The organism is Mycolicibacterium xanthum (assembly GCF_019710635.1).
Classification (GTDB): domain Bacteria; phylum Actinomycetota; class Actinomycetes; order Mycobacteriales; family Mycobacteriaceae; genus Mycobacterium; species Mycobacterium xanthum.
Window position 1 is genome coordinate 1 of the sequence record NZ_JAIFZS010000002.1, and the last position, 17070, is coordinate 17070.

The following is a 17070-nucleotide window of genomic DNA, read 5'->3' on the forward strand; positions in this document are numbered from 1 at the left end:
TCGTGTTTGCCGACGACGAAGTCGCGGTCGCGCAGCCGGGCGGGCACCCGGCGGATCGCGTCGGGGTCATAGGTGTGGATCCACACCTTGATCGCGGTGTCGAGCTTGTCCCCGGAGAGCACCCCCCAGCCGGCGGCGGTCTCGGCGAACTGCTCATCGAGGGCGTCCCACACCGCGTCGTCGTCGACCAGCGAGGTCAGCGACATGATCCGGCTCAGCACCCGCTCGCTGACCTCGCCGGCCACAAACAGCCGCCCCAGCTTGGGCAGGTGGTCGCGCAGCTTGACCGCGGTCTCCATCAGCCCCTGCGCGCGGCCGTGTGAGATCGTCAACGCGCACGCCACCTGCGCGGCGGCGTTGTCGGTGTCGTCGCAGGCAGCGCGCGGGAGCAGCGGCCGGGCGCTGGCACGGCGGTGCCATTCGGCCAGTGCGGCGAACTTGCGGGCCTCCGCGGAGGCGGCCGCGCGCGCCCAGCCCGAGATCGCGTCGATCAGCTCGGCATCGGAGGCGTCGGTGACCGCGGCCGGACCCGGAAGCGAACCATCGAACATGTGTGCGACGCTACCCGGCTCCGGTGACCATACCCCGCGGCCGGCAGACCACCCACACCCAGGCTGTGGATGAAACCGCGATTGGGGATAACCCCGGCGCACTTCAGCGCGACGCCCAGGTCATCGCATCGCACCGGCCAAGCACCGCCAGTGGTGGCGGCCCTCGGAAGTCGCCGAGCTTTCGGTCAAGAGCAGCCGGGGGCAACTCGAGCTGTTCTTCGGCGGTCTTGGGGCATCACTCGCCCGACCGACACGGTATGAAGAAGAAGATGCTGGGCTTACCCGACCGTATACGCGCCTGCTTGTTCGATCTGGACGGCGTGCTCACCGACACCGCAAGCGTGCACCGACGGGCGTGGAAGGCCATGTTCGACGACTTCCTGCGCGCCCGTAGCGCCGACACCGGGGAAGAGTTCGTGGCATTCGACGCCGGAGCCGACTACGGGCGCTACGTTGACGGCAAGCCGCGCGAGGATGGGATCAGGTCGTTCCTCGACAGCCGCCGAATCAGCGTCGACGACGACACCGTCACCGCGTTGGGGCAGCGCAAGAACGAGGCGTTTCTGCGCACGCTGCACGACGACGGGGTGGACGTGTTCGAGGGCTCCAGGCGCTATCTGCAGGCTGCCGCCGACGCGGGGCTGCGAAGGGCCGTCGTCTCGTCCAGCGCCAACACCAGTGCGGTGCTCGAAATGTCCGGGCTGGATGTCTTCGTCGAGCACCAGGTGGACGGCGTCACGCTGCGCCGCGAGCACATCGCGGGCAAACCGGCACCGGACTCGTTTCTGCGGGCCGCGCAACTGCTCGGGGTCGATCCCGCGGAGGCGGCGGTGTTCGAGGATGCGCTGTCCGGGGTGGCCGCCGGACGCGCAGGTGGTTTCGGGTTGGTGGTCGGCGTCGACCGGGTCGGGCAGGCCGAGGCGCTGCGGGAAAATGGCGCCGACATCGTCGTGACGGATCTGGGGGATCTGCTGCCGTGACGATCGCCGGCGACGCGCTCAGATCTGCAGCCGTGAACCGATGATCACGGTGGGATCCAGGAAGTAGGTTGCGCGGCTCAGATCCATCGGTCCCTCGGACGGCGAGCGGTCGATGAGTTCCAGCGCCGCAGGAACATTCGGCCGTTCGACGTACCCGTAGCGCACCAGCACCAGCACCAGCACCGGCAGCCAGGCGCCTGGACGCCCGGCTCGGCCGCTCAAGCAAGCGCGAAAGCTATTCGGGGAAAGGTGGTTTCGGGGTGGAGACGGCGGCCTTCGGGGCGCGCTCCGGCGGCCGCCGATGCCGGTGAGGCGGCGCGGATCCGGCCCGGACGGTCGGACGGGTGGACAACCACCGGTGGCGCCGCGATATGTTGCCCTGTGCGTGCCGCCGCCGGGTGGCGCACAAGCGAAATATTCAGCGCTGCGCTTAATCTCGGGAGTCTGGTGATGCAATCCGACATTCGCAAGGTGGTGACCGGAGCGTCCATCGGCAATGCGGTGGAGTGGTTCGACTTCGCGATCTACGGCTTCCTGGCGACGTTCATCGCGGCCCAGTTCTTCCCGGCCGGCGACGAGACGGCGGCCCTGCTCAATACGTTCCTGATCTTCGCGGCCGCGTTCTTCATGCGTCCGCTCGGCGGCTTCGTCTTCGGGCCGCTCGGGGACCGCATCGGACGCCAGCGGGTGCTGGCCCTGGTGATCCTGCTGATGTCCGCCGCGACCCTGGCCATCGGCCTGCTGCCCACCTACAGCTCGATCGGCGTGGCGGCTCCGCTGCTGCTGCTCGTGCTGCGCTGCCTGCAGGGGTTCTCGGCGGGCGGCGAGTACGGCGGCGGTGCGGTGTATCTGGCGGAGTTCGCCTCCGACGCCCGCCGCGGGGTGACGGTCACCTTCATGGTGTGGTCGGGCGTGCTGGGCTTTCTGCTCGGCGCGATCACGGTGACGCTGCTGCAGGCGCTGCTGCCGGCCACCGCGATGGAGAGCTACGGCTGGCGGATTCCGTTCCTGATCGCCGGGCCGCTCGGGCTGGTCGGGCTCTACATCCGGCTCCGGTTGTCCGACACCCCGCAGTTCGCCGAGTTGAGCCGGGCCGCACAGACCGCCGCCTCGCCGCTGCGCGAGGCGATCACCACGTCGTGGCGGCAGATCCTGCAGGTGATCGGCGTGATGATCGTGTTCAACATCGGCTACTACGTGGTGTTCGCGTTCCTGCCCACGTACTTCATCAAGACCCTGAAGTTCTCGGCGACCGACGCCTTCTTCTCGATCACGCTCGCCTGTCTGGTCGCGCTGGTCGCGATCCTGCCGCTGGCGGTGCTGTCGGACCGGATCGGCCGCCGGCCGCTGCTGATCGCCGGGTCGGTGGCCTTCGCGGTGCTGGACTATCCGCTGTTCCTGTTGCTCAACACCGGATCGCTGGCGGCGGCGCTGGCGGCGCACTGCGTGCTGGCCCTGATCGAATCGGTCTACGTCTCCACGGCCGTGTCGGCCGCGGTCGAACTGTTCGTCACGCGGGTGCGGTTCAGCGGGTTCTCGATCGGCTACAACGTCTGCGTGGCGCTGTTCGGCGGTACCACCCCCTACGTCGTCACCTGGCTGACCGCCACCACCGGCAGCGCCGTGGCACCGGCGTACTACCTGGTCGTCGCCGCGGTGGTGTCGCTCGGAGCGGTGCTGACCCTGCGCGAGACGGCAGGTCGTTCGCTGGTTCCGGGTGCGGTGGCGTCCCGCTAGGCTGGGGCGGATGAAGCTCCAGGTCTTGCCCTACGTCACCGTCGAGGTCGACGACCGGTTGCGGCGCAGGATCCGCCGCGCCGGTGAGCGCCTGCGGGTCAACCTGCGTGCCCACCTGCTCAGTGCGGCCGACGACGTCGACGCCGCCGGTGACCGGGTGCGGGGGATGTGCGACCGCGCCGTGCACCGGGTGGACTCGGTCGTCGCCTCGGTCAACGACAGGATCGCTCCGGGGGACGAGCCGGGCAGACCTCGCCTGCGACTGGTCGACGAGCGCGAGGCCGGCTGACGGGAGTTCGCGCCCGACACGCCGCCGGACTGGGCGCTGCGCCGGGAAATGTGCTGTCCTTGTCGGGTGCTCGGCCATGGTCTGACGGTGCTGCTCGCATTTCTCGCGGCGGTGTTCCTGGCCATCGGCATCGTGGTGCGGCAGCGCGCCACCATCGATGTTCCCGCCGAGCACGGCGTCAGCGCGGTGATGTTCCAGACGCTGATCCGGCGTCCGCTGTGGTGGGCCGGCACCGGCGCAGCGGTGGCCGGATACGCCTTCCAGGCGATGGCGCTGGCCAGCGGCTCGCTGCTGTTGGTGCAGCCGATCCTGGTGTCGGCGTTGTTGTTCGCTTTGCCGCTCAGCGCGCGGCTGGCGCATCGGCGGGTGACCCGCGGGGAGTGGGCGTGGGCGCTGCTGCTCACCGCGGCGCTGGCCGTGTTCGTGCTGCTGGCCAAGGCCACCCCCGGCGACTACGAGGCCTCGCTGACGGCTTCCGCGGTGGTGGCGGTGGTCTGCACGGGTGCGGTGCTGGCCTGTGTGGTGGTCGCCGCCCGCAACGCCGGGTGGCGGCGTGCGGTGCTGCTGGCGGTCGCGGTGGGGGTGCTCTTCGGGGTGGTCGCGGTGCTCACCAAGCTCGTCATGCACGTGCTCACCCATGAAGGTGTGGTCGCGGTGCTGACCACGCCGGTGCTCTATCTGCTGGCGCTGCTCGGGGTCGTCGCGACGCTGCTGCAGCAGTCCGCCTTCCACGCCGGATCCCTGCAGACGTCGGTGCCCACCATGCTGGTGCTCGAACCGGTGATCGCGGTGATCCTGGGCGCCGTGGTGCTCGGCGAGCACCTCGATGTCGGGCGCTGGGACGCGGTGGCCATCGCGGTCTCGACGCTGGCGATGCTCGCGGGGACCATCGCGTTGGGGCGTGACGAAGGAGCCTACGAAGAGAGGCTGGAGGCGGCGGTCACGCGTGCCACGACGCCCAGCGGGTCACGCTCACGGTGATGACCGGGCCGTCGAGTGCGAGCCGCTGGTATTGAACGTACTTGCGGCGCAGCAACGCCAGACCGGTCGCGAGTTCCGGGCCGTCGGGGTGCACGGCCGCGGTCCCGTCGGCCCGCACCCACCACAGCCGCGACCAGTCCTCATCGTAGTGCTGGACCAGCAGGCTGACAGTCGGGTTGTGCTCGATGTTGGCCAGCCGGCGCAGTCGCCGCGTCGACTTCGGCTTGCCGTCGACCGCGGTGTAGAGCACCCCGCCGGGCGGGTCGGCCGAGGCGAACACGACCGGGACCAGGTGGGGTGCGCCGCTGCCGCCGACGGTGCCCAGCACCGCGACCCGGGCGGCGGTGAAAGCGCCAAGAGCATCGAAATCCGGCACGGCACCAGGGTATGGTGCGAACGACTCGCAGGATTCATTCACCGCGGTGTCGCGAGGCGGTAACCGCCGGGTCACCCCGCGGCCTCCTGACCATCGGAAGGTTCGGCAATGAACATCTCGCGGAACACCACCCAGGTGATGTCCAGGATCCTCGCCGGCGCAGCCGTCGGCCTGCTCGCGGTCGGCGCGGCGGCCTGCGCCCCGCCGGAGAAGGACAACTCCGGCGCCCAGACCGAGTCCGGGGTCTCCGCCGCCGAGGCCACCTCGGCGGCCGACTTCGGCGGGATGGACGGCCTCGTCGAGGCCGCCAAGGCCGAGGGGGAGCTCAATGTGATTGCGCTGCCGCCGGATTGGGCCAACTACGGGGAGATCATCCAGGCGTTCTCGGACAAGTACGGCATCAAGGTCAATTCCGCACAGCCGGATGCGTCCAGCCAGGACGAGATCAACGCCGCCGACCAGCAGAAGGGCCGCAGCACCGCCCCCGACGTGTTCGACCTCGGCCAGGCGGTGGCGCTGGCCAACACCTCGCAGTACGCGCCGTACCGGGTGGAGGTGTTCGACGACATCCCGGTGGCGTACAAGGATCCCGACGGCACCTGGGTCAACGACTACGGCGGCTACATGTCGATCGGCTTCGACTCGTCGAAGGTGCCGCCGGTCACCAGCGTCGACGACCTGCTCAAGCCCGAGTACCAGGGCAAGGTCGCGCTCAACGGCGACCCGACGCAGGCCGGCGCCGCGTTCTCCGGCGTGTTGATGGTGGCGCTGTCGCAGGGCGGGTCCGCCGACGACATCGCGCCGGGCGTCGAGTTCTTCCGCAAGCTGAAGGAGGCGGGCAACTTCCTGCCGGTCGACCCGACCCCGGCGACCATCGAGTCCGGCCAGACCCCGGTGGTCATCGACTGGAACTACACCAACAGCGCCGAGAGCAAGAAGCTGCCCAGCTGGCAGGTGGTGGTGCCGCCGGACAACGCTGTCGCCGGTTACTACTACCAGGCCATCAACAAGGATGCCCCGCACCCGGCCGCGGCCCGGCTGTGGCAGGAGTTCCTGTACAGCGACGAGGGCCAGAATCTGTTCGCGCGCGGCGGGGTTCGGCCGGTCCGGGCCGACGTGATGGCCGCCGACGGAACGCTCGACAAGGAGGCCGCGGAGACACTGCCGATCATCGACGGACCGGTGACCGTGCCGACGCCTCAGCAGACCGAGGCCGCATCGAAGTACCTCGCGGACAACTGGGCCGCGGCCGTGGGCTGACGTGCGGCGTGTCCGGCGGGCAGCCCGGGAGTCGTTGCCGCTGCTGCCGTTTCTGACCGTCGTCGCCGTCTTCCTGCTGATCCCGACGGTCACCGTGGTGGTCAACGCCGTCTACGGCGACGGGGTGTTCTCGCTGGACCGGGTCGCGGCGCTGTTCAGCGGCGCCGCGCTGACCGCACTGGCCAACAGCGTGCTGCTGTCCGCGTCCACCGCGCTGTTGGGGGCGGTGTTCGGCGGACTGCTGGCCTGGCTCATCGCCAGCAGCCCGGCCACCTCGATGGTCCGGCGGGCGGTGCTGTCGCTGTGCAGCGTGCTCGCCCAGTTCGGTGGTGTGGCGCTGGCGTTCGCGTTCCTGGCCACGGTCGGCCTCAACGGCGTCCTGACGCTGTGGGTGCAGCAGGCGTTCGGCTGGAACCTGGCCGGTTCGGGCTGGCTCTACAGCCTGGGTGGACTGACCCTGGTCTACACCTACTTCCAGATCCCGCTGATGGTGATCGTGTTCCTGCCCGCGCTGGAAGGTCTGCGCGACCAGTGGCGGGAGGCCGCGGTCAGCCTCGGCGCCTCCACCTGGCGGTATTGGCGTGAGGTGGCGGTCCCGCTGCTCACCCCTGCATTTCTCGGCTCGGCACTGTTGTTGTTCGCCAACGCCTTTGCCGCCTACGCCACCGCGGCCGCGCTGGTCAGCCAGGGTTCGCCGATCGTGCCGCTGCTGATCCGGACGTCGCTGACCAGCGACGTGGTGCTCGGGCAGGCGGGCTTCGCCTACGCGCTGGCGCTGGAGATGATCGTGGTGGTGGCGCTGGTGATGGCGGCCTACAACCTGCTGCTGCGCAGGAGCTCACGATGGCTGGCATGAGGACGGCGATCCGTGCCGGGCTGTGGGTGGCGTTCGGGCTGTTCTTCCTCTTCCCGCTCTACGCGATGGCGGACTTCTCCACCCGCAACCTGATCGGCGGTGGACGTACCCTGCAGGCCTGGGCCAACCTGGTCGCCGACGACGCCCTGTACCGGGCGATCGTGGTCTCGCTGTTGCTCGCGGTCTTCACCGTCACCGCGATGCTGGTACTGCTGGTGCCGACGATGATCTGGGTGCGGTTGCGCGCTCCGTGGGCCAGGGGCCCGATCGAGTTCCTGTGTTTGTTGCCGCTGACCATCCCGGCGCTGGTGATCGTGGTGGGGCTGCGCAACGTCTACCTGTGGGTCACCTACCTGCTCGGTGAGTCGCCGCTGACGCTGACGTTCGTCTACGTGGTCGTGGTGCTGCCGTTCGCCTACCGCGCGATCGACGCGTCGCTGGCGGCCGTCGACCTGTCCACGCTCGCCGAGGCGGCCCGCTCGCTGGGCGCGGGGTGGGTGACCACGATGCTGAGGGTCGTGGTGCCCAACATCTGGTCGGGAATCCTGTCGGCCGCCTTCATCTCGATCGCCGTGGTGCTCGGCGAATACACCATCGCGTCGCTGAGCGGCTACCAGACCCTGCAGGTGCAGATCGTGTTGATCGGAAAGACCGACGGCCCGACGTCGGTGGCCGCCTCGCTGGCCACCCTGGTGTTCGGCTTCGTGTTGCTGCTCGCGCTGTCGCTGGTGACCCGCCGCGGCCGCAGGATGGGCCGATGAGCGGCGGCACGGCGCCGGTGACCGTCGAACTCGACGACCTCACCCGGGTGTACGGCAACACCCGGGCGCTGGACGGGCTCACCCTGCACGTGCGGCCCGGCGAGCTGGTGGCCCTGCTGGGACCGTCGGGCTGCGGTAAGACCACCGCGCTGCGGATCCTGGCCGGGCTCGACGAGGCGACCTCGGGGACGGTGTCGGTCGGCGGCGCCGACATCAGCCGGGTACCGGCCAACAAGCGCGACATGGGCATGGTGTTCCAGGCCTACAGCCTGTTCCCGCACCTGACGGTGCTCGAAAACGTGGCGTTCGGGCTGAAGATGCGGCGAATGTCGAAGCGGGAGCGCACCGAACGGGCCGCCGACATGCTCGATCTGGTGGACCTGTCGGCGCACTCCCACAAGTACGCCGCGGAGCTCTCCGGCGGCCAGCAGCAGCGGGTCGCGCTGGCCCGGGCGCTGGCCATCCGGCCGCGGGTGCTGCTGCTCGACGAACCGTTGTCCGCGCTGGATGCCAAGGTGCGCACTCAGCTGCGCGACGAGATCCGGCGGGTTCAGCTCGAGGTGGGCACCACCACGCTGTTCGTCACGCACGACCAGGAGGAGGCCCTGGCGATCGCCGACCGGGTCGGGGTGATGAGCCTGGGCAGGCTGGAACAGCTGGCCGCGCCGGCCGACCTCTACGCCCATCCGGCGACGCCGTTCGTCGCCGATTTCGTCGGCCTGAACAACAGGATCCCGGCCCGGGTGACCTCGGGCCGCGCCGAGCTGCTCGGCCTGTCGGTGCCGGCGCTGGCCGGGTCGGTCGACGGCGCGGGGGTGGCGATGGTCCGCCCGGAGTCGGTGACCGTCACCGCAGATCCGGGAGGCACCGCATCGGTGGTCGCCGTGTCGTTCCTCGGCGCGGTGTCGCGGGTCAACGTGGCATCCGCCGACGGCACGACGGTCAACGCTCAGCTGGCCAGCGCTGCCGCACAGTCCTTCGCGCCGGGCGAGCGCGTCCGGCTCGGGATCGAGACCGGTGGCGTCCTCGTCGTCCCGGTCACACGTCCTTGACCGGTTCGATGCCCAGGTCGCGGTAGCCGACCAGCGCATGGAACGGGATGCCGTGCGCCGCGAACCGGCGTGCCGCGATGTCGCCGCGGTCGACCATCGGGATGACGCCGGTCACCACGACACCCAGCGGAGCGATCCGCTCCAGCGCCAGTTCGGTGGACCCGCCGGTGCTGATCACGTCGTCGACCAACAGCACCCGGGTGCCCGGCTGCAGCCGGGTGCCCTCGATCCACTGCTCGCGCCCGCGGGTCTTCTGCTCCTTGCGCACCGAGAACCACGCCTTGCCGGTGACCATCGCCACGCCGTGCGCGAGCGGGTCGGCGCCCATCGTCAGGCCCCCGACGGCGTCGAACTCGATGCCGTTGGCCGCGGCCAGATCGGCGACCGCCCTGCTGACCACGGCCAGCCGTTCGCCGGTGTCGACGGCGTACTTGCCGTCGATGTAGTCGTGACTGAGCTGACCGCTGGCCAGCCGGAACGGCTCGGCGCGGTACTCGTGGCCGCGGGTGCGGATGAGGTCGAAGGCCGCTTGCCAGGTATCCGGGCGCCCCGAGGATGAGGCCTGATCAGACATACCGCCGATGGTAGTTCAGCGTTCTCGGGCCCTGCGGGTCAACTCCACGGTGGCCGAACGCAATTCGTCGATGGAGTCGATGGGCGTGGGGTAGCCGATCCGGGTGTAGGCCATCCCGCGCTCGGTGTCCACCCGCAGGTCGAGTCCGTAGCGGTCCGCGCCGGTGCACGTCGCGGTGACGGTGTCGGGGTAGCCGCCGAGGGTGCGGGCCATCGCGGCAAGGGCGTCGGCGTGGTCGGCGTTGAGGTGGGCCAGGGCGCCGGCCGCGGCCGGGGCCACCGGGTCGGGGACGGCCGCGGCGTAGTCGGCGCCGGTGGCGGAGTCCATCCGCCCGTAGCCACCGACCCAGCGCACCCGCTGCACGCGCAGGACCCACAGCGTGAAGTCGCTGTAGTCGATGTAGTACTTCGCCGCCGCCACCGCCGCCAGGTGCGCGTCGCGGGCCGCGGCGCGCTCGGCGCCGGCGGGTGGCTCGACGTGCCCGGCCAGCGTGATCCGTCCGCTGGCCAGCGGGTCGCTGTGCGAGTTGGGCGCGACGATCGCCATGCTGGCGCGTGGATCATGGGCGAGGTTGCGGCCGTGCTCGGCCAGGTTGGACACGCACAGCACCGGGTCACCGCCGAGCAGCCCGTAGGTGACGAAGGAGGCCCAGGGATCCCCGTCGACCGTGAGCGTGGCCAGTGTCGCGGTGTTGGTGGATGCGGCGATCGTGCGGGCCTCCTCGGCCGCCGACGGTCGCGTGGTGTCGACCACGTCGGTCAGCGGCGGTGGCACGCTGGGCGCATCGCCGGGGTCGCCGTGGTCGCGCGTCTGGCCGCCGGAGCTCACGCGGGCACGATAGCGCGTGCCGGGCCCCAGCAAGCAAACCCGGCCCGGTCAGCCGTCCAGATGTCCGAAAATCGCACCGGTATCGCCGTACCGTCGGGCAACCGACGCCATTGAAAAATGGGGGCATCATGGCGGAGTCCACGCTGCGCGCCATCGCGGCGGCCGGCGTGCTCTCCCTGGGCCTGCTGACGGGCGGTATCGGTGCGGTTCCCGCGGTCGCGGAACCCTCGGATATGGACGGCTCCAGTCAGGATTCCGATGGCCCGGGCGCAGCCTCGACCGCCACCACGAGCGCCGAGGCCGAATCCGTGTCGTCCAGCAAAATCGGCGGGGGTGGCGACGCGCAACCGGACAGCGTGGTGGTCACCGAATCCGAGTCGGCACAGAACTCCCGGATCGCCGCGGTGGATCTCGGTGACGATTCCGGCGCGGTGGATCCCGGTGACGATTCCGGCGTCGTGAATCCCGGTGACGATTCCGCCGCCGCGGCGGACCCGGGCGGTGGCTACCCCGTCGCGGGAATCGACGCGGATCCGTTCCCGTCGAAGACGACCCGGTACAGCGACTCCCTGACCATCCCGGCCCCGCGGCTGCCCGGGGCGGGCGAGATTTCGGTGGGCACGCTGGCGACGACGGTGCAGTCGATCTACTCCGCCGTCGAGTCCACCGTCGAGTTCGCCGTCGAGCTGCCGGCGCGGATATTCGAGAGGTTCCTCGCCGCGCTGGCGATCGCCCCGACACCGCAACCGGATCCCGGTCCGGCCTTCCGCACCCAGGAGGAATCCCCCGTCGCCGACGCGACCACCGGCAGCACCGGCGGCGGCCAGATGATGTCGGAAGGCGCCGTGTTCCAGGCCCCGCTGGTGACGGTGCCGAGGGTGACGAACCCGGGCGGCCTCGAGGCCGCGCCGCCACGGGGGTCGGGGGTGGCCGCCGTGCCCGAACCCGGCGTCACCCCGCCCGGAGTCGCCGGTGCGCGGACCCCGGTGATCCACGGCTCGCTGCCGCCCACCCCCGAGGTCTCCGCCCACACCGCGGTGACGCCGCCGAGGGGCCAGACGACGCGGTTCGGCTCCCCGCCGAGAGAGCTACGGGCCCCCGCCGTCGCCGAGCTCGCCGCGGTAGCGCTGCCGGGGGTGGCCGGCCTGGTGTTCCTGACGTTCAGCGGTGGCGTGATCGGTTACCGGCAGGCCGACAGCACGAGGTTCCTGCGGACCGCGGGGGCCGAGCGCTTCCTGCGGTGACCGCTCGGTGGTTCATTTTCCGTCGACCTGGGTAGGTTGGGAACTGTATGGACGACAGCATTCGCACCCGCTCAGCAGGCCCCGTGGAGGGCAGCCACGTCGAGGAGGGGCCCGACGGCCGCTCCGTGGAGCATCCGTCCGCCGACGACTTCGCCTCCGCGCGCGCCCTGCCCGAAGACCGCATCTGGTTCAAGAAGGCGGTCTTCTACGAGGTGCTGGTACGCGCGTTCTACGACTCCAACTCCGACGGAGCCGGGGACCTGCACGGTCTGACCGAGCAGCTCGACTACCTGAAATGGCTTGGTGTCGACTGTCTTTGGCTGCCACCGTTCTACGACTCCCCGCTCCGTGACGGCGGCTACGACATCCGCGACTTCTACAAGGTGCTGCCCGAGTTCGGCACCGTCGAGGATTTCGTCGAACTGCTCGATGCCGCGCACCGCCGCGGCATTCGCGTCATCACCGACCTGGTGATGAACCACACGTCGGACCAGCACCCCTGGTTCCAGGAGTCGCGGAACGACCCGGACGGTCCGTACGGCGACTTCTTCGTGTGGAGCGACACCAGCGAGAAGTATCCCGACGCCCGGATCATCTTCGTCGACACCGAGGAGTCGAACTGGACGTTCGACCCGGTGCGCAGGCAGTTCTACTGGCACCGGTTCTTCTCCCACCAGCCCGACCTGAACTACGACAACCCGGCGGTGCAGGAGGCGATGATCGACGTGCTGAGGTTCTGGCTGGACCTCGGCATCGACGGCTTCCGCCTCGACGCGGTGCCCTACCTGTTCGAGAGGGAAGGCACCAACTGCGAGAACCTGCCCGAGACGCATGCGTTCCTCAAGCACTGCCGCAAGGTGATCGACGACGAGTTCCCGGGCCGGGTGCTGCTCGCCGAGGCCAACCAGTGGCCGGCCGACGTGGTCGAGTACTTCGGCGATCCGGCGACCGGCGGCGACGAGTGTCACATGGCGTTCCATTTCCCGTTGATGCCGCGCATCTTCATGGCCGTCCGGCGCGAGTCGCGATTCCCGATCTCGGAGATCCTCGCGCAGACACCGGACATCCCGGACCTGGCGCAGTGGGGCATCTTCCTGCGCAACCACGACGAGCTCACGTTGGAGATGGTCACCGACGAGGAGCGCGACTACATGTACGCCGAATACGCCAAGGATCCACGGATGAAGGCCAACGTCGGCATCCGCCGCCGACTGGCCCCGCTGCTGGAGAACGACCGCAACCAGATGGAGTTGTTCACCGCGCTGCTGCTGTCGCTGCCGGGATCCCCGGTGCTCTACTACGGCGACGAGATCGGCATGGGCGACATCATCTGGCTCGGCGACCGCGATGCCGTGCGCACCCCGATGCAGTGGACGCCGGACCGCAACGCCGGATTCTCCACGGCCACCCCCGGCCGGTTGTACCTGCCGCCCAACCAGGACGCCATCTACGGCTACCAGTCGGTCAACGTCGAGGCCCAGCGCGACACGTCGACGTCGCTGCTGAACTGGACGCGCACCATGTTGGCGGTGCGGCGCCGACACGACGCGTTCGCCGTGGGCAGCTTCCGGGAGTTGGGCGGGACGAACCCGTCGGTGCTGGCCTACGTACGTGAGCTGGAGACCGACGGACGTCGCGACATGGTGCTGTGCGTGAACAACCTGTCCCGCTTCCCCCAGCCGATCGAGCTGAATCTGCAGCACTGGAGCGGGTGCACCCCGGTGGAGATGACGGGCCACGTCGAATTCCCGCGGATCGGCCAGCTGCCGTATCTGCTGACCCTGCCCGGGCACGGCTTCTACTGGTTCGCGTTGCGGCCCGATGTCACCGAGGGGGGTGAGCAGTGATGGATCTGCCGTTCGCCGAATGGATCACCCAGCAGCGCTGGTATGCCGGACGCAGCCGCGAGCTCGCCACGGCGCGACCCGCCGCGGTGACCGCGCTGCGCGACGACCTCGACCTCGTCCTGGTCGAGGTGTCCTACACCGACGGGTCCGGCGAGCGCTATCAGGTGCTGGTGCGGTGGGGCGCCGGCCCGATCCACGAGTACAACGATGTCGCCACGATCGGCACCGACGGGGACCGCACCGCATACGACGCGCTCTACGACCCCGACGCCACGCGCGAGCTGCTCGCGCTGATCGACGCGTCGGCGACGATCGGTGCTCTGCGGTTCGTCCGGGAACCCGGCGCCACGCTTCCGGTCGACGCCGCGCCGCGGGTGTCGGGTGCCGAGCAGAGCAACACCAGCGTCATCTTCGAGGACCTGGCCGTGCTGAAGGTGTTCCGCCGGATCACCCCGGGTATCAACCCCGACATCGAGCTGAACCGGGTGTTGGCGCGGGCCGGCAACACCCATGTCGCGGCGCTGCTCGGATCCTACGAAACAGACTGGGCCGGAGCCGGATCCGAACCCTGCGCGTTGGGCATGGTCGCCGAGTTCGCCGCGAACAGCGCCGAGGGCTGGGACATGGCCACCGCCAGCACCCGGGACCTGTTCGCCGAGGGCGACCTGTACGCCGACGAGGTGGGTGGTGATTTCGCCGGGGAGTCCTACCGGCTGGGTGAGGCGGTGGCGTCGGTGCACGCCACGCTGGCCGAAAGCCTGGGCAGCACCATGGTCGACTTCCCGGTCGACACGGTGCTGGAACGGCTGAGCTCGGCCACTCGGGCGGCGCCCGAACTGGCGCCGCACGCCGCACTGATCGAGGAGCGTTACCGCAAGCTGGCCGGGGAGTCGGTCGCGGTGCAGCGCGTGCACGGAGATCTGCACCTCGGTCAGGTGCTGCGCACCCCCGAGGGCTGGCTGCTCATCGATTTCGAGGGCGAACCGGGCCAGCCGCTCGAGGAGCGACGGCGGCCGGACTCACCGCTGCGCGATGTCGCGGGGGTGCTGCGGTCCTACGAATACGCCGCGTATCAACGGCTGGTGGACCTGGCCGCCGACCACGATCGCGATCGGCAGGTGGCCGCGCGCGCCCGGGAGTGGGTGGACCGCAACAGCACCGCATTCTGTGAGGGCTACGCCGCGGTCTCGGGGACCGACCCGCGCGACTCCGGGCCGCTGCTGTCCGCCTACGAGCTGGACAAGGCGGTCTACGAAGCGGCCTACGAGGCCCGGTTCCGGCCGTCCTGGCTGCCGATCCCGATGAAGTCGATCGAGCGCATCCTGGGCGGCTAGTACGCGTGGTCCGCCGAAATGGCATTCCAGCAGGCGCGAACTCGCATTTCGGCTGCCGGAATGCCATTTCGGCGCCCGCTGTCAGGGTGTGACCGCGTCCGGTGATTCGGGCAGCACCTGGCCGCCGTCCACCGCGATCGACTGGCCCGTGACGTATCCCGCCTCGTCGCTGGCCAGGAACGCCGCCACGTAGCCGATGTCGGCCGGGGTGCCCAGCGCGCCCGCCGGGATCGCCTTGGCCATGCCGGCGAGGTATTCCTCGCCGAGATCTTTCAGCCCCTCGGTCAGGATGTTGCCCGGCAGCACCGCGTTGACGGTGATCTTGTGCGGGGCCAGTTCGATCGCCGCGGTCCGCATGAATCCCAGCTGTGCGGCCTTGGAGGCGCCGTAGTGGGTCCAGCCCGGGAACCCGGTGATCGGACCGGTGATCGAGGAGGTCAGCACGATGCGCCCGCGGCCCGACGCGATCAGCGCGTCCAGGCAGGCCTGGACGCTGTACACGTTGCCCTTCACGTTCACGTCGAGTACCTGGGAGAGCTGCTCGGGGGTCATCGTCTTCAGCGGCGCCTCGGGGAAGATCCCGGCATTGGCGCACAGCACGTCGATGCCACCGAACGCGTCCACGACCGAGGCCGCCATCGCGGTGCAGGAGCCGGGATCGGACACGTCGGCCTCGACCCCGATGATCTTGCCGGTGCCCAACCCGTCCAGCTCGGCGACGGCGGCGTCGAGGTCGGGCACCGAGCGCGCCGCGATCGCGACATCCGCGCCGGCGGTGGCGAACACCGAGGCGATGCCGAGGCCGATTCCCTTGCTTCCGCCGGTGACGAGGACCGACCTACCCGCAACTGAGAACATGCAGTCCAGTCTGGTTGATGCCGGCGGGCGCCGCAGGCTGGCAACCGTGGCCACCCGGTAGGTCGCCGCCGCTCTTCGGCGCCTACAGCCCGGCCCGCCCGGCCGGTGGCCATCACGAACAACCGATGCCGACTTGGCGGCCACGGTTGCAACAGCGTGTTCAAGCTAACACACGCACACCGGAAAGTGGCTCAACGCGGCGGGTAAGCATGCTGGCGCGCAACAACTTTGAAATGTCAGGGATTGCCGGATTCCGGCCGGCCCGGGGTGTCCTCGGCGGCGTGAAGCACGATGACGGCGCGCCCTTCCACCGACAGCGTGGAGCCCGCGGCCAGCGGCCGGGAACCCTCCATGACCGCCCCTTCGACCGAATAGATCACCGGTTGCCAGGCCGCGCCGAATTCCCTAGGTGGGAGCGCAAAGTCGATCGGCTCGTAGTGCGCGTTGAAGCACAGCAGGAACGAGTCGTCGGTGACCCGCTGTCCGCGGGCGTCCATATCGGGAATCCCGTGACCGTTGAGGAACACCGTCAGCGACTTCGCGAAACCCGCACCCCAGTCGTCGCCGGTCATCTCGGCGCCGTCGGGGGCGAACCAGGCGATGTCGGGCAGCCCGGCCGAACCGCGGCGGCCCACCGGCTTGCCGTCGAAGAACCGGCGCCGGCGGAAGACCGGGTGGCCGGCGCGCAGCTGGGATACCGATCGGGCGAACTCGAGCAGGCTCTTGTCGGCGTTGGCCCAATCCATCCAGGTGATCTCGTTGTCCTGGCAGTAGCCGTTGTTGTTGCCGCGTTGGGTGCGGCCGAGTTCGTCACCGTGGCTGATCATCGGCACGCCCTGCGACAGCAGCAGGGTGGTCAGGAAGTTGCGTTGCTGCCGGCCGCGCAACTCGTTGATCTCCGGGTCGTCGGTGGGACCCTCGGCCCCGCAGTCCCACGACCGGTTGTGACTCTCCCCGTCGCGGTTGTCCTCGCCGTTGCCCTCGTTGTGCTTTTCGTTGTAGGACACCAGGTCGCGCAGCGTGAATCCGTCGTGAGCGGTGACGAAGTTGATCGACGCCACCGGCCGGCGCGCGGTGTTCTCGTAAAGGTCGGCCGACCCGGTGAGCCGGTAGGCGAACTCGTCGAGTGTTGCGGGCTCGCCGCGCCAGAAGTCCCGCACGGTGTCGCGGTACTTGCCGTTCCACTCGGTCCACTGGGGCGGGAAGTTGCCCACCTGGTATCCGCCGGGGCCGACGTCCCACGGTTCGGCGATCAGCTTGACCTGGCTGACCGTCGGATCCTGCTGCACGAGTTCGAAGAACGTGGCGAGCCGGTCGACGTCGTAGAACTCGCGCGCCAGCGTGGAGGCGAGGTCGAAGCGGAAGCCGTCGACGTGCATCTCGGTGACCCAGTAGCGCAGCGAATCCATGATGAGCTGCAGCGCATGCGGGTGGCTGACGTTGAGGCTGTTGCCGGTCCCGGTGTAGTCCATGTAGTAGCGTTTGTCGTCGCCGACGAGGTGGTAGTAGGCGGCGTTGTCGATGCCCCGCATGGACAGCGTG

The 17070-nt window shown here is 69.6% G+C and carries 18 protein-coding genes; 11 read left to right on the plus strand and 7 right to left on the minus strand.

The features are described from left to right. The coding region (locus JDV09_RS02230; RefSeq protein WP_221367494.1) for a DUF222 domain-containing protein at window positions 1-551 on the minus strand (551 nt) is incomplete at its 3' end. 269 nt (window positions 552-820) lie between these two features. On the opposite strand from JDV09_RS02230, the gene JDV09_RS02235 reads away from it, so the two are divergent. Continuing rightward, on the plus strand, window positions 821-1531 hold the full coding sequence (locus JDV09_RS02235; protein WP_221367510.1) for a beta-phosphoglucomutase family hydrolase: 711 nt from the start codon (window positions 821-823) through the stop codon (window positions 1529-1531). An 18-nt stretch (window positions 1532-1549) separates the two neighbouring features. Here the strand turns inward: JDV09_RS02235 and JDV09_RS02240 are convergent, their stop codons facing one another. Continuing rightward, entirely contained in the window at window positions 1550-1753 is a 204-nt protein-coding gene (locus tag JDV09_RS02240) for a hypothetical protein (RefSeq protein WP_221367495.1), read from the minus strand. A 228-nt stretch (window positions 1754-1981) separates the two neighbouring features. Here JDV09_RS02240 and JDV09_RS02245 point away from each other — a divergent pair, with 228 nt between their 5' ends. From JDV09_RS02245 to JDV09_RS02255, 3 genes are all read left to right on the plus strand, one after another. Next, window positions 1982-3268 carry an MFS transporter gene (locus JDV09_RS02245; RefSeq protein ID WP_221367496.1) on the plus strand — a complete coding sequence of 429 codons (1287 nt, stop codon included), beginning with the start codon at window positions 1982-1984 and terminating at the stop codon, window positions 3266-3268. 10 nt (window positions 3269-3278) lie between these two features. Beyond that, window positions 3279-3557 (plus strand): hypothetical protein, encoded by a 279-nt coding sequence (locus JDV09_RS02250; protein WP_221367497.1) that lies wholly within the window; start codon window positions 3279-3281, stop codon window positions 3555-3557. 66 nt (window positions 3558-3623) lie between these two features. Next, window positions 3624-4538, plus strand: a complete 915-nt coding sequence (locus tag JDV09_RS02255; RefSeq protein WP_221367498.1) for a DMT family transporter — start codon at window positions 3624-3626, stop codon at window positions 4536-4538. On the opposite strand, the gene JDV09_RS02260 is transcribed toward JDV09_RS02255, so the two are convergent. After that, complete coding sequence (locus JDV09_RS02260) at window positions 4498-4914, minus strand: TIGR03668 family PPOX class F420-dependent oxidoreductase (RefSeq protein WP_221367499.1); 417 nt, start codon at window positions 4912-4914, stop codon at window positions 4498-4500. The genes JDV09_RS02255 and JDV09_RS02260 overlap by 41 nt on opposite strands. Window positions 4915-5022: 108 nt before the next feature. Between JDV09_RS02260 and JDV09_RS02265 the strand changes: the two genes are divergently transcribed. From JDV09_RS02265 to JDV09_RS02280, 4 genes are read left to right on the plus strand one after another with little or no spacing between them, the layout of a single operon-like run. Beyond that, the gene (locus tag JDV09_RS02265; protein WP_221367500.1) at window positions 5023-6174 is read left to right on the plus strand and encodes an ABC transporter substrate-binding protein; all 1152 of its coding nucleotides are present in this window, start codon (window positions 5023-5025) and stop codon (window positions 6172-6174) included. 1 nt (window position 6175) lies between these two features. Continuing rightward, the gene (locus JDV09_RS02270) at window positions 6176-7030 is read left to right on the plus strand and encodes an ABC transporter permease (RefSeq protein ID WP_221367501.1); all 855 of its coding nucleotides are present in this window, start codon (window positions 6176-6178) and stop codon (window positions 7028-7030) included. Next, a complete protein-coding gene (locus JDV09_RS02275) occupies window positions 7027-7791 on the plus strand; it encodes an ABC transporter permease (RefSeq protein ID WP_221367502.1) in 765 nt (254 codons plus the stop codon). The genes JDV09_RS02270 and JDV09_RS02275 overlap by 4 nt, the downstream gene beginning before the upstream one ends. Further along, the gene (locus JDV09_RS02280; protein WP_221367503.1) at window positions 7788-8843 is read left to right on the plus strand and encodes an ABC transporter ATP-binding protein; all 1056 of its coding nucleotides are present in this window, start codon (window positions 7788-7790) and stop codon (window positions 8841-8843) included. Before JDV09_RS02275 ends, JDV09_RS02280 begins: the two co-directional genes overlap by 4 nt. Here JDV09_RS02280 and JDV09_RS02285 read toward each other — a convergent pair. Together JDV09_RS02285 and JDV09_RS02290 are read right to left on the minus strand one after the other, a co-directional pair. Beyond that, window positions 8830-9417 (minus strand): orotate phosphoribosyltransferase, encoded by a 588-nt coding sequence (locus JDV09_RS02285; RefSeq protein ID WP_221367504.1) that lies wholly within the window; start codon window positions 9415-9417, stop codon window positions 8830-8832. The two genes, JDV09_RS02280 and JDV09_RS02285, sit on opposite strands and share 14 nt — an antisense overlap. A 15-nt stretch (window positions 9418-9432) precedes the next feature. Further along, window positions 9433-10245, minus strand: a complete 813-nt coding sequence (locus tag JDV09_RS02290) for a HugZ family pyridoxamine 5'-phosphate oxidase (RefSeq protein ID WP_221367505.1) — start codon at window positions 10243-10245, stop codon at window positions 9433-9435. Between the two features lie 128 nt (window positions 10246-10373). Here JDV09_RS02290 and JDV09_RS02295 point away from each other — a divergent pair, with 128 nt between their 5' ends. The 3 genes from JDV09_RS02295 to JDV09_RS02305 are packed head-to-tail and all read left to right on the plus strand — an operon-like array spanning window position 10374 to window position 14670. Further along, entirely contained in the window at window positions 10374-11489 is a 1116-nt protein-coding gene (locus JDV09_RS02295; protein ID WP_221367506.1) for a hypothetical protein, read from the plus strand. A gap of 47 nt (window positions 11490-11536) precedes the next feature. Then, window positions 11537-13336, plus strand: a complete 1800-nt coding sequence (gene treS, locus JDV09_RS02300; RefSeq protein ID WP_221367507.1) for a maltose alpha-D-glucosyltransferase — start codon at window positions 11537-11539, stop codon at window positions 13334-13336. Continuing rightward, window positions 13336-14670: a maltokinase N-terminal cap-like domain-containing protein gene (locus tag JDV09_RS02305; protein WP_221367508.1), complete on the plus strand. Its 1335-nt coding sequence runs from the start codon at window positions 13336-13338 to the stop codon at window positions 14668-14670. Before treS ends, JDV09_RS02305 begins: the two co-directional genes overlap by 1 nt. 81 nt (window positions 14671-14751) lie before the next feature. On the opposite strand, the gene fabG is transcribed toward JDV09_RS02305, so the two are convergent. After that, complete coding sequence (gene fabG / locus JDV09_RS02310; RefSeq protein WP_221367509.1) at window positions 14752-15528, minus strand: 3-oxoacyl-ACP reductase FabG; 777 nt, start codon at window positions 15526-15528, stop codon at window positions 14752-14754. A gap of 236 nt (window positions 15529-15764) precedes the next feature. After that, window positions 15765-17070, minus strand: a 1306-nt coding sequence (locus JDV09_RS02315; RefSeq protein ID WP_255604730.1) for a glycogen debranching protein, incomplete at its 5' end; no start/stop codon positions are given.